Origin of the sequence: Xanthomonas sp. NCPPB 1068 (assembly GCF_041479385.2) — a bacterium.
Lineage (GTDB): Bacteria > Pseudomonadota > Gammaproteobacteria > Xanthomonadales > Xanthomonadaceae > Xanthomonas > Xanthomonas cannabis.
On sequence record NZ_CM192986.1, the window covers coordinates 615,928 to 638,205 of the forward strand.

Consider the following 22,278-nt stretch of genomic DNA (forward strand, 5'->3'; position numbering starts at 1 on the left):
CCGCGTGGCATGCCACGGCCTCGTCGCCGTGGCATGCAGCGGTGCGTTGTGGCGGCACGCTTGGCGCAAACGCGTCATCAGGCAAGACGCGCCGCGGTGCGGCGCAGGCTCGCCAACGCGCGCGTGGCGATGTCATGCATCTGATCGCTCAAGGCGTCGTCGTCGATGCAGCGCTGCCAGAACTGTTCGGCCATCTCTGCGGCGCGCCGCCACTGCGCAAACTGCCCGACCGTGGGCGCCGGAATCTCGATGTCCCTGGGCACGATTTCGCCACTGGATGCCGGCCGCAGCGCCATCGGCAACATGTCGTACACCGGTGCAAGCCGCAACGGCAGCGTGTCGGCAAGGATCAGCGCTGCGTTGCCCAGATGCATGTCGGTGTTGCCGATGAGCGCGCCGAACCAGCTGATCACCTCCAGGTGCTCGGCATCTTCCGGACTCAGCCAACCATCGCGCTTGAGCAGCGGCGCAAGCGCGCGCCATGTGCCCAGCTCCGACTGCCCATAGAACGCGGCGTAGATCGCCATCAACGAAACAAAACCGCGTCGGCCCAACGTCGGTGTGCGATCGAAGCGTGTGGATTCGAGAAAGACGCGCTCGCCTGCCTGCAGCCGCTGCGTCGTTGCCGCAGCAATGCCACCGGCAAGCAGCACCTGGCTGGCCAGGTGCTCCATCTGCAGCAGGTCCGCCCAGCGCCGCCCGCCAGGCTGATCGATGCGGTCGGAAAACTTCACGATGACCGGGCGATACACGCCATTTTCGCGCAGCACCGCGGTGAACTTCGGCTGCTCGCCTGCAGCGGACGAGCCGACGTCTTCACCGCGCAGTGCGGCATCGGCCTGCTCAAGATAGGCCTGCGGGCGCGCGTAGATGTCGATGTCATCAGGCTGGTCGATCGACGACAGTGCGCGCGCCAGCGCCTGCTCGCCCACGAGCAGGTCGCCGAGCTGGTCGTGACCATCGGACAGCAGTGCGATGAGCGCGTCACTGGGCGACCACAGCGTGAGATTTTCGGGCAGCCGCAACGGCCCGGAGATGCGATGTGCCAGGTTGCGCCCGAGAAATCCCTGCGGGCGTTGGTCATCCAGAAACCAGGGCAGCGACGCGAACTCGCCCAGATGCAGCGGCGGATGCAGGAGCACGGGGTTGTCCTGCAGCAGCTCCACGAAGAAGTGGTCGCGATGGAGTGCATGCAGCTGGCCCAGCGCCACGACGCGGGCATGGCTGTCGATGCGGTAGAGCGGCCAGGCGCGCTCACCGCGCACCGCGCCCGTGGCGATGTAACTGGTGGCGCGCGCGCTGCCGTAGCGCCGCACCGCCGTTCCTGCAGCGGCAACCAGACGCGAAAGGGTTGCCTTGCTCACCCCCAACCGCGCCGCGAGTTCGGCGCCGCGCAGCGGGCCGTCGATGCGCAACGTGGTGACCAGGCGTTCTACGGCATCGGGCTGTGGCATACGGATCAGCGATGAAACGATTTGTGAAACGATACATTAGGACGGTTGGCGCTGCAAATAACTGACTTGTATTGAGAATTTGAAATTCAGGGCAAGATGATGCATTAAAAATGAAACGATACGTTCGGTGCTCCTGAGCTGGCCCCGGGGGGGGGCGGACCGCAGCGCCTGCACGGCGCTGGACAGCGCCAGAAACGCCAGGCGAGTCACGCGCATGCAGCGGCGGAAACGGCGAGACCGGCGTGCGTCTCCGCTTGCCGCAGGGAGCTGATCTGGAACGTCGCGGGTCTGCCGTGCGCCGGCGCAGCCTGCCTTCATCGCGTCCGGTTTCAGAGCAGGTGCACCTCCATGCCGGCGCACCGATCGCATTGCGCCGGGCACGCAGCACAACAGCGCATGACACGGCTGCTCTGCGGAAGGCACGACCGCCGCACCCCCGATCGGTTTGCGCCACGCGGCCCTGACCAGCACGTTGGCGCCATGCGTCCGCCCCTATGCTGCGCCAGCTGTCGAATGCGTCGGCGCGCCCGTCCGTTGCCGATGAAACAGTGGCAACGCGCAAAAGTGCGTGGTATCAATGCATCCCATGAACGCACCCCGCAGCCAGTTTTATTTTTGGTACTACGGTTTTCCGATGCCGCTGGCGGAGGAAGGAGTGCGCTCACCCTGAAGGACACTTCAGCAGCATTCCCGAAAAGCCGCCAGCGCACACTGGCGGCTTTTTTGTTGCCGCAACGCCTGGCTCCCTGATGCAACACCGCCCAACGAGACACTGTTATGCCGCCTGTGACCGATGACCTGCGTATCCGCAAGATCGAAGCCCTTGCACCGCCTTCGCAGCTGCTGTCGCTGCTGCCATGCGATGAGCGCGCCTCCGACACCGTGACCAACTCGCGTGCCGCGCTGCACGAGATCCTGCACGGGCGCGACGACCGCCTGGCGGTGGTGATCGGGCCATGCTCGATCCACGACCCGGTGGCTGCGATGGAGTACGCGCAACGCCTGCGCCCGTTACGCGACCAGTTCGGCGATGCGCTGGAGATCGTGATGCGGGTGTACTTCGAGAAGCCACGCACCACCATTGGCTGGAAAGGGCTGATCAACGACCCGGAGATGGACGGCAGCTTCCAGATCAACAAGGGGCTACGGATGGCGCGCGGATTGCTGCGCGATATCAACAACCTCGGCCTGCCGGCGGGTGTGGAATTTCTGGACATCATTTCGCCGCAATACATCGCCGACCTGGTGGCCTGGGGCGCGATCGGCGCACGCACCACCGAGAGCCAGGTGCATCGCGAAATGGCCTCCGGGCTCTCGTGCCCGGTGGGCTTCAAGAACGGCACCGGCGGCGACGTCAAGATTGCGGTGGACGCCGTGGGCGCGGCCTCGCATCCGCATCATTTCCTGGCGGTGACCAAGGACGGCCACACCGCGGTGGCGGCAACGGCCGGTAATCCGGACTGCCATGTGATCCTGCGTGGTGGCAAGGTGCCCAACTTCGATGCGGCAAGCGTGGATGCGGCCAGCCAGGTGCTCAACAAGTCGGGGTTGCCGGCGCGGTTGATGATCGATGCCAGCCACGCCAACAGCGGCAAGAATCCGGACAACCAGCCCAAGGTGGTCGACGACATCGCGCTGCAGCTGGAAGGTGGCGAGACGCGCATCGTCGGGGTGATGGTGGAGAGCCACCTGGTTGGCGGCCGCCAGGAGCTGGTCCCCGGCTGCGCACTGACCTACGGCCAGAGCATCACCGACGGCTGCCTGGGCTGGGACGCATCGGTGCAGGTGCTCGAACGCCTGGCAACGGCAGTGCGCGCACGCCGCGCAAGGCGGATTGCCGAGGCTGCGTGAGCCGGGTGCTGGCGACGGGCCGATGCTGATGGAGTGCGCTGCCGCCGAACGACGTGGCGGGGTTACCCATCCAATCCCGTGCGACCAGACCCACAAAAAAAACGCCGGGCCGGCGCAGGAAGCCGGCCCGGCGTGGTGAACGACACCACCCACTGGTGACCCGTCGCTGCGGCAGCCAGGAGCCAGAGCACCGTTCTGCACCGCCAGCGAGCGGGTGCAGCCGTTATCGGCCACGCGCGTGGCCTGCGAATGTCGCTGCGTAGCGCAGGCAGACATGAAGTGTCGAAACAGCCGACCGGCCGCAACGACACCACCGCAGGCAGTGGCGTCAAGGCAGGCGTCAGACCGCCGCCCGCATTCGTCGCGCGGGCCGCGGCCGTGGCGCTTTCGCTGCCCAGACCAACGACCGCAGCGCACGTCGAGGCGGCCGCATCGATCTCCGTGGCGAACAGGCTCTGGCCCCACGGCACTGCGCGTTACCTCGTCTATCGACGTGCAACCTCTCAGCCCAGCATGTCGCCGCTGTCCAGCCAGCGCTGGTGCCACGCCAATGCCTCGGGCAACAGGTGCGGGGTGTGCTTGCCGTAGCTGTCGCGGTTGGCGCGTGCCACATAGTCTTCCAATGCATCGCGATAGCGCGGGTGCACGCAGTGATCGAGCAGCTGGCGCGCGCGTTGCTTGGGGGTCAGGCCGCGCAGGTCGGCCAGGCCCTGCTCGGTGACGATCACCGAGACATCGTGCTCGGTGTGATCGACATGGCTGACCATCGGCACGATCGATGAAATGCTGCCGGCCTTGGCGATGCTGGGGCTCAGGAAGATCGACAGAAATCCATTGCGCGCAAAATCGCCCGAACCGCCAATGCCGTTCATGATGCGGCTGCCCATCACGTGGGTGGAGTTGACGTTGCCGTACAGGTCGGCCTCGATCATGCCGTTCATGCCGATGCAGCCGAGCCGGCGCACCAGCTCCGGATGGTTGGAAATCTCCTGCGTGCGCATGACGATGCGCTGCCGGTAGAACGCGATATTGCGCTTGAACTCTTCGTTGCCTTCCGGGCTGAGCGCAAAGCCGGTGCAGGAGGCATACCGCAGTACGCCATCGCGCAGCAACGCGAGCATGCCGTCCTGGATCACCTCGGTGAACGCTTCCAGATCGCGGAAGCCGCTGCGTGCAAGCCCCGCCAGCACCGCGTTGGGGATATTGCCCACGCCCGACTGCAGCGGCAGCAGGTTGGCCGGTAGCCGGCCCTTGCGCACTTCATGGCGCAGAAATTCGATCAGGTGCTCGGCAATGCGTTCGCTGTTGTCGTCGGCAGCGGCAAACGGGCTGTTACGGTCCGGCCCATGCGTGCGCACCACCGCCACGATCTTGGCCGGGTCGCAGCGCAGACTCGGCTCGCCGATGCGGTCGTCGCCATGCAGCAGCGGGATCGGTTTGCGCTGCGGCGGCAGGGCGGTGCCGTAGTAGATGTCGTGCATGCCGTCCAGGCCGGCCGGCTGCCAATCGTTGACCTCGACGATGACCTTGCTGGCCAGGTCCAGCCAGGTCTTGTTGTTGCCGATCGAGGTGGACGGCACCAGGCTGCCATCGGCGCGGATGCCCGACACTTCCACCACCGCGGTGTCGATCTGCCCGTAAAAACCGAACCACACGTGCTGGGCCACGTGGCTGAGATGGATGTCGATGTAATCCAGCGTGCCGGCGTTGATGCGCTGGCGGGCGTCCGGGTCGGACTGGAACGGCATACGCATGGCGATGCCGTCGGCCTTGGCCAACGCACCGTCGAGCTCGGGCGCGGTGGAGGCGCCAGTCATCAACTTGATCTGGAACGGTTGGCCCTGCAGGTGCGCCGCCTCGATGCGCTGCGCCAGCGCCATCGGCACGGCCTTGGGATAGCCGGAGCCGGTGAAACCGCTCATGGCCACGGTTTCGCCAGGCTGGATCAGCGCGGCGGCCGCGTCGGCAGACACCAGTCGGTCGCGCAGCGGCGCGTACAGGATGCGTTCGTCGGACATAGGGCAGGCACGGCGGCAACAGGGGGAGCGCGATTATCGCCGCTGCAGGCAGCGGCCGGGGTGCGACCTTGGTGCAATGGCCAAGCGCATGGCGCAGTCCCCGCGATCGCTGCCGGAGGGGAAGTGCCGGCGAGCGCGACCGCTGTCGGCGCCTGACGCCGCTCGCTGCGGAGCATCCATCCGCTGCGATGCTCATCCTGCCGGCACGCGTCGCGTCCAGTGTTCACGCTTCGCCGCCGGCCCAACCGCGATAGTGGTGACAGATTCCTGCCTGCCTGCGCCCATGCCCTCTGTTCGCGATCGCTTCCAGCGCTGGCCCCGGCCGTGGCGTGTTGCAGTGTGCGTGTTGCTGGTGCTTTACGCGCTGTATCTGCTGGCCGGTAACGTGTTTCTCAACACGCCGTTGTTCGATGCCACCACCAACCGGCAGCCGCACAAGTTCACCATGCAGACCGGCCCGGCGCTGACGCTGTTTCCGGGCCAGGTGATGGCCTGGAACGTGCGCATGCGCGGGCAGGCCAATCGCACCGTGTACGTCTTCCATGCCGACCGCGCACATGCGCGCGTGGCGCTGCTGCCGCTGTTCCGGCGCGAGGTGCGTCTGCCGTGGTTGCACGCCACCGGCCTGAGCGCCGAGGTGGAGACCGCCGACACGCCCATCCCGCCGCCGCCGCGCGGCGATACCGGCTGGACGCTGCGCTTCGATGCGATCACCAGCAACAGCATCCGCAGTGCGCGCCTGGGCAAGCTATTGATCGCCGGCAACGGACACGGCACGGTCGGCTTCCTGAAGCAACTCAAGGGCGGGCCGTCGGAGCTGTTTCCGTCCGAGGCGGGCTTCAGCGATGCGGTGATCAGCTACGACGGTGTGCAGGTGTTCAACGGTGCCGAGGTGGACGCGCAGTTCCAGTTTCCGCGCCACTATCGCGACCAGGCGCCGGGCCTGCGCAAGCTCGGCATCACCCACGCGCGCCTGCAGTTGAAGGCCGCGACGGTGGCGCTGAAGATCGATACCGGTGCGCCGCACGTGGATATCCGCAGCGGGCCGTCTGCTGCGCGCGTGGAGGCCGACATCACCCTGGACCGCGGTGCCCTGCAGCCGGGCAGCCACGCGGTGTGGCGGCTGCCGTTGCTGGCCGGCGTCGGTGCCACCGACCGCGGGATGCTGGCATTGCAGCTGGATGTGGCGCGCGACATCCGCGTGCAGGCACGGCTGCCGCGCGACGACACGACCGGTAGCGAACTGCAGGCCGATCTACGGATCGCCGGGCGCAGCATTCCGTTCGAGCAACCCGCGCAGGTGTTGCCGCGTCTGTCGGGTCAGGTGCGCGGGCGCTGGAAGTTCGAATCCTTGAACTGGATCGCCGAGCTGTTCGTGCGCAAGCCGTGGTTTCAGCTGGAAGGCGGCGGTCTGGTCGAAGCGGATCTGCGTCTTGCGCAGGGCAGGCTGACCAGTGGCAGCACCCTGGATATTCCGCGTGTCGAGGCCGTGGCGCAGGTGTTCGACACGCGCCTGGCAGGTATCGCCAAGGCGCACGGGCGCATCGACGATGCCGCCACGCCGCAGGCGCATCTGGACGTCAGCATTCCCACGTTCAAGGCGGCGCCGCGCGACGCGCCGAAACAGATCTTGCTGGATGGCCGCGATCTGCAGCTGGCGATGCATGGCGATGCCGAACTGGCCCGCTTGAGTGAAACGCTCAAGGCGCAGCTGCGTTTCAGCGATGCGCGTGTGCCCGACCTGACCGTCTACAACCGCTACCTGCCCGGCAACAACGTGCGCCTGCTCGGTGGCAGCGGCAGCCTGACCGGCGATGTGGCGCTCAATGCATCTGGCGACGTTGGCAACGGGCATGCGAATCTGCGGGGGCAGGGCGCGCATCTGGCAGTGGCCGGCGTGCAGATGCGTGGCGATGCGCAGTTGCAGGCCAGGCTGCAACGCGCCGATTTCAAGAACAAGTTCTTCGACCTCAGCGGTACGCGGGTACGCCTGCGCAACATGCGTGTGGGCGACGATGGTAGCGATGCCAACTGGTGGGGCGAACTGCAGGTCGGTGCCGGTACCATCCAGGCCGACGCGCCGTTCCAGGTGGATGCCGATGCGGCCATTCGCATGCGCGATATCGCGCCGTTGCTCTCGGTGTTCGCGCAGCGCGCAGACTACCCGCGCTGGGTGCTGGGCTTGCTGGATTCCGGCGAACTGGATGCCACCGGGCGCGTGCGCTGGCGCAAGCAGCAACTGACGGTGGACGACCTTCATGCGGAAAACGCGCGTCTGTCCTTGCGGGCACGGCTGGCGCTGGACGATGACCAGCGCCGCGGCGATCTGTATCTGCGCTGGGGCGTGCTGGGTGCCGGTATCGAGCTCGATAGCAAGCAGCGGCAGTGGCATCTGGCCGGCGCACGCGAGTGGTACGACAAACAGCCGGGCTTGTTGCCACCGGTGTCCAAGAGCACGTCAGGCACGCGCTGACAAGCGCGGTGCGCGCCGTCGGGTAAGCCACGCTGCAGCGATGCAGAAGGGTACGCGGAGATGTGGTTCTGGATCGCGGGAGGGCGCCCGACACGCTGCAGACGCTGGTCGGCCGACGATGGATCCGGACGTTCTGTGCGCCGTTGCAAGGCGCGCCCTCTGAGAGTCGCACTGCTGGTACATCCAGCACACCGAACATCGAGTACACCCAGCACACCCAGCACATCACGCGCATGAGGCACACCACGCGCATGAGGCGCATGAGGTGGTTGCGCGCCGCGCTCACGGCCGGCTTGGCACACTGCGCGGCGCCGCGTGCGCGGTCTTCAGGAGCCTGCCGTCATGACGATGCCCGTCCGCGCCCGTTGGCGCGCAGCGCCCGCCGTACTGCGTTGGCCGATCCTGGTGGCCATCGCGTTGTATGCCAGCTACCTGGTGCTCGGCAATCTGCTGCTCAACACGCCGCTCGGTCCGGCAGCGCTCAATCGCACGCCGGACAAGTTCGCGATGCAGTGGGGGCCCGCAGTCACCTGGTGGCCGGGGCGGCTCGTGCTCTGGGACGTGACGCTGCACGGCCAGTCCACGCGCAACCGCTGGGATGTCAGCGCCCGACGCATGAGCGGACAGATCCGTCTGCTGCCGTTGCTGAGACGGCAATTGCTGGTGCCACACCTGCAGGTGCAAGGTGTGCGCGCCGGCCTGCAGGCGGCAACGGCCGTTCCGGATGCAGCCAGTGCCACGCGGCCGGCCGCGCCGTCGCAGGCGCAGCGGGCAGGCAGGATGCCAGACCCCACATCAGGCCCGGCCGTGGCGGGCACCGCTGACCCTGGCGCCCTGGCCGCAACCGCAACAACCACTTCGTCGCACGCCACTGCGAGCCCGTTGCACGCTGCAGCGCCATCAGCAAGCGCGACGCCGGTCGCGACATCGGCATCGGCCAAGACGCCAGCAGCAACTGCATCAGCACCACCAACACCCACCACCTCAGCCAGCAGTTCACCAGCCGCCACCCAAGGGGCCAGGCCTGCCTGGACCCTGCAATTCGACCGCATCGAGGCGCAGCAGGTGCACGCGCTGTCGCTGCGGCAATTGCAGATCGAGGGCGATGGCCAGTTGCAGCTTGGTCTGTTCAAGCAATTGCGCGGCGGTCCGCTGGAAGTGTTTCCGTCGCGCGCTGCGTTCGACAAGGCGCGGGTGCGCTGGGCCGAGACTGAAGTGCTGCGCAATGGTCAGCTGCGGCTCGAAGCCAGCATTGCGCGGCATGCGGCCGATCAGGCGCGCGGGCTTGCGCTGTTGCAACTGACAGACGCATTGGTGGCCGTGCATGGCGACACTGCGGCGCTGGATGTCACGCGCACGGCACAGGGCCGCCACACGGTTGCCACGCGCCCCGGCAAGGGACGTGCCGATGGCGAACTGCGCTGGACACGCGGCGCATTGCAGCCGGGTAGCCAGCTGCACTGGCGGGCGCCATTGCACGACAGCACGCGCACTCCGGCAGCAGTGCTGGGCGAGCTGGCTGCGCAGCTGCAGGTGGACGACAACATGCGTCTGAGCATCCGGATGCCCGAACCGGCCGATGCTGGGCTCACGCTGGATGCGGACCTGCGCGTGCAGGGCCGCCAATTGCCCTTGCAATCCATGCGTAGCCTGCTGCCGCGCACCTCCGGGCATGCGCGGCTGCATTGGCAGCTGGCCTCGCTCAGCTGGATCCCCGCGCTGTTTCCCGATGTGGACTGGCTCACGCTGGAAGGCGATGGCCTGGTGGATGCGGATTTGCGCATCGCGCGTGGCCAGCTCGGTGCCGGCAGCCGCCTGCAGGTGCCGCATGTGCGCGCGCATGTCGGGGTGATGGGGCATGCGATCGACGGGCAAGCCAGTGCCGATCTGCGCGTGGACGCCGATGCAGACGGTCAACTGCTGCCTGCACTCGCGTTGCAGATGCAGCAGTTTTCAATTGCTCATGGCGAGTCACCAGCGCGCCCGTTCGTGCAAGGGCGCGATCTGCGTCTGGACCTGCAGACGCGCGCCGACGCCCGCAACCTGACCACCCTGCGCGATGCCACGCGTGCGCACCTGGCCTTTGCCAATGCGCGCGTGCCGGACCTGCGTGCCTACAACCGCTATCTGCCGCAGCAGCAATTGCGTTTCGACGGTGGCAACGGCGTGCTCAGCGGCGATCTGCAGATCGAACCGGGCGGCCGCATCGGCAAGGGCGGCCTGCGCATCGGCGCGCGTGCGGCGCGCCTGCAGTTTGCCGGGCTGGCGTTGCGCGGCGATGTGGATGCCGATCTGCGCCTGCAACGCGGCGATCTGCGTGCGGAGCAATTCAGTCTCGATGCCAGCACCATCCAGCTGCGCAATGTCGGATTCACCGGGCCCGATGGACAACGGCGCGATGGCTGGTGGGCGCGCATCGCGCTGGAGAACACGCGCATGCAATGGCGGCAGCCGATCGGCGTGGATGGACGCGTGCGCATCCAGGTGCGCGATCTGGCGTTTTTGATGGCGCTGTACGCACGCGATCGCTCGATCCCGAACTGGATGTTGCGCCTGGTGGATGCAGGGCAGGCACAAGTGACCGCCCGTGCGCAGTGGCAAGGCGAGACCGTGGTGATCGATCGCTTGCAGGCACGCAACGATCGCTTCCAGGTGGATGCGCGTTTGCGCCTGCAGGGCAGCCAGCGCAGCGGCAGCCTGCTCGCGCGCTGGGGTGTGTTGAGTGCGGCAGTGGGGCTGCGCAACGACACGCCGGAATGGCATCTGATGCACGCCCCGCAGTGGTATCAGGCCCAGCCCGATCTGCTGCGGTGACCGCCGCAGCGCCATCACCGCGTGAAGAAACTCCGGCCAGTTCTGTACTGTCTGGTGTTGTTTTGCAGTGCAGCGTGCAAGTCGGATTCGGGGCGCGCACTATGATCCTGCATCCCGACGTGGGGGAGGGAGCAAAGCCCGCTGGCAGTTCGCTGCAAGCGGGCTTTTTTATTGCCTGAACGTTGCCGGGTCAAGCGCTGACCCGCGGGTGGCCAACCCGGCAAGCTCTCGCCACGCCACACGGGGCTGCGGCCCGCGCGCAGTGCAATCGCCACACTCGCAGGGCTTATTGCGGCAGCTCCAGCAACCACAGCGCGCTGCCGCCGGTAATGAACAGCCGCCGCTGCTCCAGATCGAACGTGCAATTGGAGGCCGTTGCCGGCGTCGGCACCAGGCCGAGCCATTGCCCATCGCGGTCGAAGACGCACACGCCGGCGCTGGAGCTGCTCCACAGCCAATCGTGGCGGTCCACGCAGAAGCCGTCCGCCAGGCCTTCCGGCACCACCGCGAACCGACGCTGGTTGTGCAGTGCGCCATCGTGCCAGTCGAAGGCGGTGATCTCCGGCTCACCCGGGCCGCCTTCGGGCGTCTGCGAGACGTACAGCACGCGTTCGTCGGGCGAGAACGCCAGCCCGTTGGGGTGGTCCAGCGTGGTCATGCATTGCAATGCGCCGCCATCGGGCGGCAGCCGGTAGACGCCGTGATGGTCCAGTTCCTGCGGGGCCGGGCAGCCCTGGCTGGGCTTGCGCAGGCCGAAGGGTGGGTCGGTGAACCAGATCGCGCCATCGCGCGCCACGATCAGATCGTTCGGCGAATTGAGCCGTTTGCCCTCGAAGCGGCTCACCAGCACGTGCGCCTGGCCGTCGCCATCGCTGCGGGTGATGGCGCGGCGCCCGTGTTCGCAATGCACCAGCCGTTGCTGCGCATCCACGGCATTGCCGTTGGTGAACGCGGTGGCGTCCAGCAACACATCCACCGCGCCGTCCTCGCGCCAGCCCAGCACACGGCGGCCCACCACATCGCTCCATACCAGGGTGCGCTGCGCCTGCCACCAGGCCGGGCCCTCGCTCCAGGTGGCCTGGTCGTAGAGGGTCTGCAGGCGCGAGTCACCCAGCCGCGCAGCTAGGGCTGCGTGCTGTGTGGTGGGTGGCGGGCAATCGGCTGGCTGGGCAGGTCCGGGTGCGCGAACGCGGCAGTAGCTATCCATCAACGTGGCGCCGGATGACCGAACGGATGCGCAGTGGCGGCCCCAGGCGATTGCGCAAATTGCACCAGCATCTGCAGGCAAGGCTCATCGCCCAGTTGGCCGGAGCGGTGGCCCCGCTGATCGGTGGTGCCCTGATCCTGGCCGAAGTGGATGTCGCCAGGCCCCATTTCCACCCGTGTGCCGTCGCCGGTTTCGATAAACCAGCGGCCGCGCAGCGGGATCACCCATTGCGGGCGCGGGCTCTCGTGCCAGTCGCCCACCCAGCCCACCGGCAGCACCGCAAACTGGATGCCGAGCACCTCGCCCGGGAACGGCCGCAGCCATTGTGGCGCCGCCCCGCCACCCACGCTCTTGCTGCCGAAGCCGGGCAACTGCGAGGGATTGAGGCGGCTGTTGCCATCCGGACCGGTCCACAGATGCAGGAACGGCAAGCTGGGCGGCAGTGCCGGATCGTTGCCGTCGGTGTCGAGCGGGATCTGCGAGGGCAGCAATGCGGTTGGCAGCAGCGTGGGGGACATGACGGGACTCCTGCAAAAACCGCAGTGCAGCATGGGGGTCGTCAGGGCTTCGTCAGCGGAATGTTCAATCCATCGAACATGCTCACGCCGCGCCGGATAGCCGGGTCATAGCGGATGCCTGCAGCTGCTGCCCGCTTTCGATAGAATGAGAGCAATTCTCATTCCCGTCAGGCGCCGTGTCGCCGGGCTCAGTCGTCCAGGAGGTCTCCGTGTCGGTCACGCAAACGGCGCTGCAGCAGCAGGTGGAGCGCCTGTATGCCGACCACCATGGTTGGCTGCAGGGCTGGCTGCGGCGCAAGTTGGGCGACGGGTTTGTCGCGGCCGACCTGGCGCAGGACACCTTCATCAGCGTGATCAGTGCAGGCGCGGCCGACCAGATCCGCGAGCCGCGGCCGTTCCTGGCCACCATCGCGCGCCGGCTGATGGCGCATCGGCACCGGCGCAAGGTGCTGGAAACCAGCTATCTGGAGCTGCTGGCGGCCCTGCCGGAAGAACTGGCGCCATCGCCGGAGTCGCAATGCCTGGCGCTGGAGGCCATGCAGCAGCTGGATCAGGCATTGGATGGCCTGCCGCCTAAAGTGAAGGAAGCCTTCCTGCTGGCGCATCTGCAGGAACTGAGCTACGCGCAGATCGCGCAACGGCTGGGGGTGTCCAGCAGCTCGGTCAAGCAATACCTCACACGTGCCAACCGGCAGTGCCTGTTCGCGTTGTCGGTGTGAGCGTCGTGCATGGCTGATACCGGCTCCGACGCTGCGCCGCCCCTCAATGGCCAGCGACCGCTGTTGGCCGGTGGCCAGCCGATCAGTGCCGAGGTCGCCGACCAGGCCGCCGACTGGTTGACGGTGCTGATGTCCGGCAATGTCAGCGATGCGCAGCGGCACCAGTGGCAGCACTGGCACGATGCGCATCCGGACCACGCGCGCGCGTGGGCGCATATCGAATCGGTGACCGGGCGGATGAGGACGCTGGCGCCACAGGCGGCGTACCGCAGTCTGTCGCCGTATGCCGGCCCTCGCGACGAGGCATCGCCTGGCCGGCGCAAGGCGCTGAATGTGCTGCTGTGGGGTGGGGTAGCTGGCGCCACCGGCGCGCTGGCCACGCGCACCGAGCGTTGGCAGCGTGCCACTGCCGATTACGCCACCGCCACCGGCGAACGCCGCGTGATGCGGCTGCCTGATGGCAGCCGCATCACGCTCAACACCCATACCGCCATCGACGTGCGTTTCGATGCGCACCTGCGGCTGGTGCGCTTGCTGGAAGGCGAGATCATGGTGGCCACCGCGCATGCGCTGGGTGCCGCGCAAGATGCAAGGCCATTTGTGGTTCGCACGCAGCAAGGTGACATCCGTGCGCGGGGCACCCGCTTTAGCGTGCGCCAGGATGTGGCCGACACTCAGGTAGGCGTGCTGGAAAGCGCGGTGGACGTGCGTCCGCTTGCAGCCACGCAGCACGCCGGGCGTGTGCAGGCTGGCCAGCAATGCCGCTTCACCGCCGTCGCGCTCGGCGCAATCACCAGCGCCGATGCACAGGCCTCTGCATGGGTGCAGGGACAATTGATTGCCGACGAACTGCGCCTGGATGTCTTTGTCGCCGAGTTGAACCGGTATCGCCCCGGCCTGTTGCGCTGCGACCCGGCGGTGGGTGCGCTGCGGGTGTCCGGAGTATTTCCGCTGGACGATACCGACCGCATCCTGGCCATGCTGCCCAGCGTGCTGCCGGTGCGCGTGAGCCGGCGCAGCCGTTACTGGGTGACGGTGCAGGCTGCCGGTTAGAGGTCAGCGCGCTGATCGAAGCGATGGCGCGGGTGGCAATCGGCTACCTCAAATGGCCGCGTGCATGGCGGTGTCGGCCGCGGATGGCTTGAGGAAATCAGCCGTACGTCGCCGATGACAAGTGGCCGATCAAAAAAGAGTGATTCGGTCTGCCCGATCGCCGCAGTTGCGGCACCTCCTTGGTGACGGTGTCAGTGCGACACCAAACCTTGTGGGAACAGCATGTCGATCATTGCCCGCCGCCGCGGCGCCCTTTCTTCGTTGTTTCAGTCCGCTACCAGGCCGCAGGCCGCACGGCGGCCGATCAGTGCTGCGGTCGCAGTCGCGCTGTGCGGGTTGGCCCTGTGTGCGGCAATGCCTGCCGCCATGGCGCAAGACGCCGCCGCCGCGCAGGATGCGCGACAACGCCACCGCATTCCTGCCGGTCCATTGGCGCCGGCGCTGCGCACGCTGGCCGGCTCGGCCAACCTGTTGTTGAGTTTCACCGCCGCGCAGACCGAGGGCAAAACCACTGCCGGGCTCGATGGCACTTACACCGCACCGGCCGCACTGAGTGCGCTGCTGGCCGGAAGTGGCCTGCAGGCAGTGCCTCTGGAGACCGGCGGCTATGTGCTGCGCCCGGCACCGGCCCGGCCGGCCGCCCGCAGCCAGGCGGATGCGTGGTTGCTGCCCACGATCAACGTAACCGCGCAGGCCGATCGCAGTGCGGCCACCAGCGGCACCGGCAGCTATACCGCGCGTGCCGTGAGCATCGGGCGTGGCGAGCAATCGCTCAAGGACATTCCGCAGTCGATCAGCGTGGTGACCCGGCAGTTGATGGACGAGCAGAACATCACCTCGGTGTACGACGCGCTGGCCAGCACCACCGGCATCACCATCGTGCAGAGCCCGCAAGGCGGCAAGTACATCTATTCGCGCGGGTTCGACATCACCACGGTGCAGTACGACGGTGTGCCGCTCAATCGTGGCATGTACGGGCGGGCCAGCAACTACAGCGCCAACATGGGTATTTACGATCGCGCCGAAGTGCTGCGCGGTGCAGCGGGTTTGCTGCAGGGCGCAGGCAACCCGGGTGGCGCGGTCAACCTGGTGCGCAAGCGTCCGCTGGATGTGCCGGGCGTGAGCGTGATGGTGCAAGGCGGCAGCTGGGACCGCTACGGTGCGTTGATCGATGGCAGCGCCACGCTCACCGACGATGGCGCGCTGCGCGCGCGCGGCGTGATCGATTACCAGGATCAGCGCTCATTCGTGGACGGCGTCGAGCGGCGCACGCCGACGTATTACGGCACCCTCGATTACGCGGTCTCAGCGCAGACGCAGCTCAGTCTGGGCGTGAGCTACGAACAGGTCGACGGCCGGCCGTTCTTCGGCGGTTTGCCCAGTTTCACCGATGGCCGCGATATCGGGCTGCCGCGCCACACCAATCTGGGCGCGCGGTGGAACCGGCAGTCCTCATCCAACCGCGGTCTGTACCTCGATGTCGATCACCGCTTCAATGCCGATTGGGCGTTCAAGCTCAGTGCGGTGCAGGTGCGCGAGCAGCACGACCTGAAATTCGCCAGCTCCAGCCGCGCAATCAACCCTGCAAACGGCACTGGCGCGCTGCTGGCGGCACGCACGATTTCCGATGCGGACGCGTTCGGCTTCGATGCCAACCTGGTCGGCCACTTCGCCGCATTGGGGCGCCGTCACGAGCTGGTGCTGGGCAGCAATTTCGCCGAAACCACGGTGGATACCGTGTACGGCAACAAGAACAATTTCCAGACCTTCACTGTGTTCGATCTGCAGCGCAGCGTACGGCCGATCAGCGATGCCGAAATTTTCGCCAATGCGCGTGAGGCGCGGCGCGGCACGGCGCGCGAATTCGGCGTGTACGGCGCCTTGCGTTGGCAGTTGAGCGACCCGTTGAGAGCCATCGTCGGCACGCGCGTGAGCTGGCACGACACGCAATGGAACACCGCCACGACCGGCATCTCGCCCTCGCAATCGATCGAACACACCCGCGAGACCGGGCAGGTCACGCCGTATGCCGGCCTGCTTTACGCGTTGAACCCACACTGGTCGGCGTATGCGAGTTACGCGGACATCTTTCAACCGCAAAACGCACAGACCGAAGCCGGCGAGATGCTCAAGCCGATGACCGGCACCAACTACGAGCTGGGGGTGAAAGGCGAGTGGCTGGATGGGCGCATCAACACCGCTTTTGCGCTGTTCCAGATCGAGCAGAAGAATCGCGCCCAGGCCGACCTGAGCACCAGCCCCACCTGCCGCAACAACGATTTCTGCTACACGGACAGCGGCAAGGTGCGCAGCCGTGGACTCGATGCCGAAGTGAGCGGCGAGGTGCTGCGCGACTGGAATGTGTTTGCCGGCTATACCTTCAACCGCACCACCTATCTGCAGGATGTCAGCAGCCAGGGCCAGAGTTTCAACAGCTACACGCCCAAGCATCTGCTGCGGGTGTGGACAACCTACCAGCTGCCCGGAGCGCTGCATGACTTCACCGTGGGCGGGGGCGTGAGCGCGCAAAGCCTGGCGTACCGGCAGATCGGCACCGCCACTGCCGACATCAGCGGCCGTGCGGTGTGGAATGCGTTGGCGCGCTACCAGCTCAATCGGCAATGGTCGTTGGCGGTCAACCTCAACAACGTCTTCGACAAGCGCTACTACACCACCTTGTCCAGCTTCGTGAATGGCCGCTATTACGGCGAACCGCGCAACGTGATGGTGACCCTGCGCGGCGCGCTGTGATGGGCCGCGTCTGGATGGGGCCGGGTGGGGCGGTTGGCGCATGAAGGAGGGTTTTCGCCAAAGCATGGCGTGGTTGCACACCTGGTGCGGTCTCAGCTGCGGCTGGTTGCTGTGCGCAATCTTTTTGACCGGCACGCTCAGCGTATTTCGCGACCCGATCACGCAGTGGATGCAGGGCACACCTGCGTTACCCAGTGCGGCCAGCCGCGCGGCCCTGCCCGAAAACAGTTTGGTGCCGCATGCATTGGCGCAGTTGCGCCAGCTGGCGCCACAGGCACGCGGGTGGCGGATCGCATTGCCTGCCGAGCGTGGCGATGCGCTCACGCTGTTCTGGCGGACGCTGGACGGGCAGGGTCAGGCCGCGTTGGACCCCGGCAGCGGCGAGCTGTTGCCGGCGCCGTGGGGCCGGCAGACCGAGGGTGGCCGGCATTTCATGAGTTTCCATTACACCTTGCACGGCGGCATTCCCGGCTATTGGCTGGTGGGCTGGGTGTCGATGTGCGGGCTGATCGCGCTGGTGTCCGGTGTGATCGTGCACAAGCGCATCTTTCTGGACTTTTTCACCTTTCGCCCCGGCAAGGGCCAGCGCTCGTGGCTGGATGCGCATAACGCCACCGCGGTACTGACGCTGCCGTTCCTGCTGATGATCGTCTACACCGGCCTGGCCTATTTCTCCACCAGCTATATGCCCGCGCCGCTGCAGGCGGTGTACGGCAGCGACGATGATGCATACGCGCGCTACGGTGCGGATCTTGCACCGACGGTGGCAGCCCGCACAGACGCGCTGCCGGCAAACGCGCTGCCCACCTATCTGCCGAACCTGGTGCAGCGTGCCGCCTTGCTCAATGGCGCGCCGGCGCAGACAGTGGTAGTTGAGCGACCCGATCAACCCGGCAGCACGCTACGCGTCATTGCGCGCGCTGCCGGCACCGGCAGTTCGCGGCGCCTGCTCAATCGCTCCGACAGCGTGGTGTTCGACGCATCCACCGGCGCTCTACTCGAACAGCACGCGGATGGGTCACGTGCCACGGTGGAAGCCCGGGATGTGGAAGAAGCCATCAAGACCTTGCACGTGGCCGGCTTCGGTGGCTGGACCGCCAAGTGGCTGTACTTCATCAGCGGGATCGCCGGTACCTTGATGATGGCCACCGGCACGCTGTTGTTTTCGATCAAACGGCGTCGGCGCAGCGAGCAGGAATTCGGTGCCGCCACGGCCGGCATCTACCGAGTGGTGGAAGCGTTCAACGTGGCTGCATTGGCTGGCACCGCACTGGCCAGCAGTGCGTACTTCTATGCAAACCGCTTGCTGCCTGCGGCATTGGACGGCCGCGCACAGCTCGAAATCCGCGCGTTTCTGTGGGTCTGGGCCGCAAGCCTGGCGCATGCAGTAGCGCGTGCGCCTGCGCGCGCATGGGTCGAACAGTTGAGCGCCACCGCACTGCTATGCCTTGGCTTGCCGCTGCTCAATGCGATCACCACCGGCCAGCATCTTGGTGTCTATCTGGCTGCAGGCGCTTTGCAGCCTGCAGCGGTCGAGCTGACGGGGCTTGCGCTTGGCCTGGCCTTCGCCTATGCCGCGTTGCGGGTACACCGCAATGCGGCGCGGCCGGCACCGACGCCTGCCAGGCGTGGCGCGGCTAGCCCCGTGGACACCGCATGAGACGTTCTCCGGCGCTCGCAGCGGTTGCACGCTATCGCTGGTCGGTGGCAGGCCGTGTGCTGGCCGCCAGCGTCGGCGGCTACGCGTTGACATCCACTGGCTGCAGCGTGCTGGCGCAGCTGCTGGTGCATGGCGCGGGCGTCGCACCCGCGGTGGCGGTCCTTAGTGCGACGCTGCTCAGTTTTGTCGTCTACACCGTGGTGGCGCTGTGGATGTTTCGCGCGCGCGATGCATTGCACATGTGGCGATGGTCGGGCGCGTGGCTGGCAATGTTGGCGGGCGCAGACTGGTTGCTGCGGAGCGCGTCATGGACGGGCTGATGACCGCACTTGCAGGTGCTGCGCTGTGCCACGCCGGGCTGATGGCACTGTGCCTGGCGATGCATCGTCATCATGAGCAACTCACCGGCCAACGCACGGCGCCATCCGCGCGACGCTGGCAGTTGCGCATGATCGGCGCCGGCCTGCTGACCACCGCACTCGCGGTGTGCGTGCAGGGGTGGGGTGGCAGCGTCGGCACGCTGCTCTGGCTGGGCTTGCTGAGCGTGGGCGCATTGTGGGTCGCGTCAGGCATGGCGTACGCGCCGCGGCAGAGTGCATGGCTTGCGCTGTTGGTCGGGTGCCTGGCCTGCCTGCTGCTCGGCTGGCGTGCGATGCCGATGTAGTGACCCCGCTGCAGGTGTGGCTGCCGATGCGACGGCCTGGGCACCAGTGGGGGAAGGCCTTGATCGACAGCACGAGGGAAGCAGCTGCCGGGCGAGATAGCGCCGCGTGCACATGCCGCCATCGTGCAGGGATGCCAGAATCGGCGCATGTCGCTGCCTACTGCCTCGGTGTCTCTTGCGCTCACCGCTCTGATCGAGCGGGCGGTGGCGCGCGTCCGTCATTCGCTGCCTGTCGAGCAGGCGTGGCCGGGGGGCGATTTCGATCGGAAGCTTGCCCAGGTCGCGCTCGTCAGCGATTTCGCGCTCGATACATTGGCGCGGCAACCGGCATTGCTGCAGCACCTGGCGCAGCCCGACCCACCACCGTTGCCGGTGCCGCAGCTGGATCCAGCGCAGCCGCAGCTGTGGCCTGCCCAACTGCGGCGCTACCGCAGCGCCGAATCCACGCGCCTGGTGTGGCGCGATGTGCTGGGCCTGGACAGCGTGGATGCTACCCTGGCCGGCGCGACCCGGCTGGCCGAAAACTGCCTGCAATGCGGCCTGCGGGCGTTGGAGCAGCAATTCGACGCCCGCCATGGCCAGGTCATTGCCGCGGACGGCAGCGTGCAGCGGCTGGTGGTGTTCGGGCTGGGCAAGCTGGGCGGTGGCGAGCTGAATTTTTCCTCGGACGTGGACCTGGTGTACGCCTATCCGCAGGGCGGCCAATCCGACGGCGCGCGCCCGTTGGCGGCAGAAGAATACTTCGCGCGGTTGGGTCAGCAGCTGGCCAGGTTGCTCGACGAAACCACGGCCGATGGTTTCAGCCATCGGGTGGATCTGCGCCTGCGTCCGTTCGGCAGTGCCGGCCGCGTGGCGTTGTCGTTCACCGGCATGGACCAGTATTTCCAGCGCGAAGGCCGCGATTGGGAACGCTACGCCTGGCTCAAGGCGCGCGCGGTAGCCGGCGATATCGATGCCGGCGAAGCCTGGCTGGAAACGCTGCGGCCGTTCGTCTACCGGCGCTATCTGGATTTCACCGCGCTGGATGGCCTGCGCGAGATGAAGGCGGCCATCACCGCCGAGGTGGCACGGCACGACCGGCTGGACGACATCAAGCGCGGGCCCGGTGGCATCCGCGAGATCGAGTTCCTCGCCCAATCGCTGCAGCTGATCCGCGCCGGCCGCGAGCCGGCCCTGCGCGAGCGCCGCTTGTTGCCCGCGCTGCAGGCGCTGGTCGCCGCCGGCCAGATCGAAGCCGACAACGGCGCCGCGCTCACCGCGGCCTACCGCTTCTTGCGCCGGCTGGAAAACCGCCTGCAGATGCTGCGCGATGCACAGACCCACGCCTTGCCGCAGGCGGAGATAGATCGCGAACGCATCGCGCTGGGCCTGGGGTATGCCGACTGGCCCGCCCTGCTGGACGCGCTGGCCCCGCACCGCCGGCGTGTGGCCGCCGAATTTGCCGAGTTGCTGGCGCCACGCGTGCGGGCCACCGCGCCGGACGCGCTGGCCGACTACTGGCGCGCGCTACCCGATGGCGATGCAACGCCGCTGCTGGGCATTGGCCTGCACGACCCGGGTAGCGCGCATCAGGTGCTGGGCGATTTTGCGCAGTCGGCCGGTGTGCACGCGCTGTCGGACACGGCGCGCGCGCGGCTGGATCGCGTGGTGCCGGCACTGCTGCACGCCGCCACGCGGGCCAGCCAACCCGATGCCGCCGTGCGCCGCATGCTGGGCCTGTTGCAGGCCACCTTGCGCCGCACCAGCTATCTGGCCTTGCTGGACGAGCAGCCCAGCGCGCTGGCCCGCCTGGTCGATGTGCTCTCGCGCAGTGCCTTGCTGGCCGAGCGGCTGGCGGCGCACCCGTTGTTGCTGGACGAGTTGCTGGATACGCGCATCGGCGGCCCGTTGCCGGATCGCGCGGCGCTGCAGGCTGCCTGCGTGGAGACCTTGCAGATCGCAGACACCGAGGCGGCCTTGCGCGAGCTCAACGAGCGCCGGCTCGCGCTGAGTTTCCGGATCGCCTTGGCCACGCTCGACGGCCGCCAGCACGCGGTGCAGAGCACTCGGCAACTGGCCTGGCTGGCCGAGGCCGTGGTGCAGGTGGTGCTGCAGCTGGCACGCACCGAGTTGGTTGCCGCACACGGACAGGTGCCGGGCGGCCTGTTCGCCATCATCGGCTACGGCAGCCTGGGCGGGCTGGAGCTGGGGTTCGGCTCGGATCTGGATCTGGTGTTTCTCTACGACCACCCGCGCACGGTGGACAGCTCCGACGGCAAGCGGCCACTGGATGCGGCGCGCTGGTTCGCCCGTCTGGCGCAAAAGGTGATGGCCTTGCTCGGCGCCGAAACCGGCGCCGGCCGCCTCTACGACATCGATGTGCGGCTGCGTCCGGACGGTGGCCAGGGCGCGCTGGTGTCGTCGCTGGCCAGCTACCGTGAGTACCAGCGCGAGCGCGCCTGGACCTGGGAGCATCAGGCGCTGGTGCGCGCGCGCGCGGTCGCCGGCGATGCCGCGCTGTGCGAGGCCTTTGCGCAGGTGCGCCACGACACGCTGACCCGCACACGCGACCCCGCGCTGCTGCACGACGACGTGCGCAAGATGCGCACGCGCATGCGCGCCGAACTCGATCGCAGCGATGCCGGCCGGCTGGATCTCAAGCAAGGTGCCGGCGGCCTGGTGGACCTGGAATTCGTGCTGCAGGCTGGCGTGCTGGGGCAGGCCGCGCAGCATGCGCGGCTGCTGGCATGTTGCGATACGCCTGGCGTGATCGATGCGCTGGTGCAGGCGCAGTGGTTGCCCGTCGAGATGGCGCAGCCGCTGCATGAGGCGCATGCCGCGCTGGTGGAGGCCGGGCTGGCGTGCACACTGGACCGGCGTCCACGCTTGATCGCACCGACACCGGCCATCCAGCAGGCGCGCAGCGTCATCTTCAACGCAGCGCGTGCACAGGGGCTGGCATTTCCGGCCGGCAAGGACGCGGCCACGCTCTAGCGGGGCGCCGGCTGTCCGCAGTCGCCGGTCGTGCATGCCAGGCCGATGCCGCCGGTGCGCGCAGGCAAGACAACGGCGCAGGTCAGGCGTTGCACTCGACGCGTCCGGTTGCGCATCGCTCTG

14 protein-coding genes are annotated in these 22,278 nt (G+C 67.4%); 10 read left to right on the top strand and 4 right to left on the bottom strand.

The window, feature by feature from the left end; genetic code table 11:
• Window positions 1–77: 77 nt before the first annotated feature.
• A complete protein-coding gene (gene yjjJ / locus ACCQ12_RS02685; RefSeq protein WP_372383536.1) occupies window positions 78–1,463 on the bottom strand; it encodes a type II toxin-antitoxin system HipA family toxin YjjJ in 1,386 nt (461 codons plus the stop codon).
• A 768-nt stretch (window positions 1,464–2,231) separates the two neighbouring features.
• On the opposite strand from yjjJ, the gene ACCQ12_RS02690 reads away from it, so the two are divergent.
• The gene (locus ACCQ12_RS02690; protein ID WP_372382867.1) at window positions 2,232–3,305 is read left to right on the top strand and encodes a 3-deoxy-7-phosphoheptulonate synthase; all 1,074 of its coding nucleotides are present in this window, start codon (window positions 2,232–2,234) and stop codon (window positions 3,303–3,305) included.
• A gap of 503 nt (window positions 3,306–3,808) precedes the next feature.
• On the opposite strand, the gene scpC is transcribed toward ACCQ12_RS02690, so the two are convergent.
• A complete protein-coding gene (gene scpC, locus ACCQ12_RS02695) occupies window positions 3,809–5,323 on the bottom strand; it encodes a succinyl-CoA:acetate CoA-transferase ScpC (protein ID WP_104579254.1) in 1,515 nt (504 codons plus the stop codon).
• A 283-nt stretch (window positions 5,324–5,606) separates the two neighbouring features.
• On the opposite strand from scpC, the gene ACCQ12_RS02700 reads away from it, so the two are divergent.
• The gene (locus ACCQ12_RS02700) at window positions 5,607–7,796 is read left to right on the top strand and encodes a translocation/assembly module TamB domain-containing protein (protein ID WP_372382868.1); all 2,190 of its coding nucleotides are present in this window, start codon (window positions 5,607–5,609) and stop codon (window positions 7,794–7,796) included.
• Window positions 7,797–8,138: 342 nt separating this feature from the next.
• Window positions 8,139–10,610, top strand: a complete 2,472-nt coding sequence (locus ACCQ12_RS02705; protein WP_372382869.1) for a hypothetical protein — start codon at window positions 8,139–8,141, stop codon at window positions 10,608–10,610.
• Between the two features lie 286 nt (window positions 10,611–10,896).
• On the opposite strand, the gene ACCQ12_RS02710 is transcribed toward ACCQ12_RS02705, so the two are convergent.
• Entirely contained in the window at window positions 10,897–11,817 is a 921-nt protein-coding gene (locus ACCQ12_RS02710) for an SMP-30/gluconolactonase/LRE family protein (RefSeq protein ID WP_372382870.1), read from the bottom strand.
• A complete protein-coding gene (locus ACCQ12_RS02715) occupies window positions 11,817–12,335 on the bottom strand; it encodes a cupin domain-containing protein (RefSeq protein WP_372382871.1) in 519 nt (172 codons plus the stop codon). The genes ACCQ12_RS02710 and ACCQ12_RS02715 overlap by 1 nt, the downstream gene beginning before the upstream one ends.
• 209 nt (window positions 12,336–12,544) lie before the next feature.
• Here ACCQ12_RS02715 and ACCQ12_RS02720 point away from each other — a divergent pair, with 209 nt between their 5' ends.
• From ACCQ12_RS02720 to glnE, 7 genes are all read left to right on the top strand, one after another.
• On the top strand, window positions 12,545–13,054 hold the full coding sequence (locus ACCQ12_RS02720; RefSeq protein WP_184390890.1) for a sigma-70 family RNA polymerase sigma factor: 510 nt from the start codon (window positions 12,545–12,547) through the stop codon (window positions 13,052–13,054).
• 9 nt (window positions 13,055–13,063) lie between these two features.
• Window positions 13,064–14,107 carry a FecR domain-containing protein gene (locus ACCQ12_RS02725; protein ID WP_372382872.1) on the top strand — a complete coding sequence of 348 codons (1,044 nt, stop codon included), beginning with the start codon at window positions 13,064–13,066 and terminating at the stop codon, window positions 14,105–14,107.
• Window positions 14,108–14,473: 366 nt separating this feature from the next.
• A complete protein-coding gene (locus ACCQ12_RS02730; RefSeq protein WP_506191669.1) occupies window positions 14,474–16,858 on the top strand; it encodes a TonB-dependent siderophore receptor in 2,385 nt (794 codons plus the stop codon).
• 64 nt (window positions 16,859–16,922) lie between these two features.
• Window positions 16,923–18,518 carry a PepSY-associated TM helix domain-containing protein gene (locus tag ACCQ12_RS02735; protein WP_372382874.1) on the top strand — a complete coding sequence of 532 codons (1,596 nt, stop codon included), beginning with the start codon at window positions 16,923–16,925 and terminating at the stop codon, window positions 18,516–18,518.
• Window positions 18,515–18,838: a hypothetical protein gene (locus ACCQ12_RS02740; RefSeq protein ID WP_372382875.1), complete on the top strand. Its 324-nt coding sequence runs from the start codon at window positions 18,515–18,517 to the stop codon at window positions 18,836–18,838. The genes ACCQ12_RS02735 and ACCQ12_RS02740 overlap by 4 nt, the downstream gene beginning before the upstream one ends.
• Entirely contained in the window at window positions 18,838–19,182 is a 345-nt protein-coding gene (locus ACCQ12_RS02745) for a DUF3325 domain-containing protein (protein ID WP_228335149.1), read from the top strand. The genes ACCQ12_RS02740 and ACCQ12_RS02745 overlap by 1 nt, the downstream gene beginning before the upstream one ends.
• 147 nt (window positions 19,183–19,329) lie before the next feature.
• Entirely contained in the window at window positions 19,330–22,155 is a 2,826-nt protein-coding gene (gene glnE / locus ACCQ12_RS02750; RefSeq protein WP_372382876.1) for a bifunctional [glutamate--ammonia ligase]-adenylyl-L-tyrosine phosphorylase/[glutamate--ammonia-ligase] adenylyltransferase, read from the top strand.
• Window positions 22,156–22,278 lie beyond the last annotated feature (123 nt).

Excerpts from the sequence above, each read along its gene's own strand:
- ACCQ12_RS02705 (WP_372382869.1), top strand. The coding sequence starts at position 8,139 with ATGACGATGCCCGTCCGCGCCCGTTGGCGCGCAGCGCCCGCCGTACTG.
- ACCQ12_RS02710 (WP_372382870.1), bottom strand. The coding sequence starts at position 11,817 with ATGGATAGCTACTGCCGCGTTCGCGCACCCGGACCTGCCCAGCCAGCC.
- ACCQ12_RS02700 (WP_372382868.1), top strand. The coding sequence starts at position 5,607 with ATGCCCTCTGTTCGCGATCGCTTCCAGCGCTGGCCCCGGCCGTGGCGT.
- ACCQ12_RS02690 (WP_372382867.1), top strand. The coding sequence starts at position 2,232 with ATGCCGCCTGTGACCGATGACCTGCGTATCCGCAAGATCGAAGCCCTT.
- ACCQ12_RS02740 (WP_372382875.1), top strand. The coding sequence starts at position 18,515 with ATGAGACGTTCTCCGGCGCTCGCAGCGGTTGCACGCTATCGCTGGTCG.
- scpC (WP_104579254.1), bottom strand. The coding sequence starts at position 5,323 with ATGTCCGACGAACGCATCCTGTACGCGCCGCTGCGCGACCGACTGGTG.
- ACCQ12_RS02715 (WP_372382871.1), bottom strand. The coding sequence starts at position 12,335 with ATGTCCCCCACGCTGCTGCCAACCGCATTGCTGCCCTCGCAGATCCCG.
- glnE (WP_372382876.1), top strand. The coding sequence starts at position 19,330 with ATGTCGCTGCCTACTGCCTCGGTGTCTCTTGCGCTCACCGCTCTGATC.
- ACCQ12_RS02745 (WP_228335149.1), top strand. The coding sequence starts at position 18,838 with ATGACCGCACTTGCAGGTGCTGCGCTGTGCCACGCCGGGCTGATGGCA.
- ACCQ12_RS02730 (WP_506191669.1), top strand. The coding sequence starts at position 14,474 with ATGGCGCAAGACGCCGCCGCCGCGCAGGATGCGCGACAACGCCACCGC.
- ACCQ12_RS02735 (WP_372382874.1), top strand. The coding sequence starts at position 16,923 with ATGGCGTGGTTGCACACCTGGTGCGGTCTCAGCTGCGGCTGGTTGCTG.
- ACCQ12_RS02725 (WP_372382872.1), top strand. The coding sequence starts at position 13,064 with ATGGCTGATACCGGCTCCGACGCTGCGCCGCCCCTCAATGGCCAGCGA.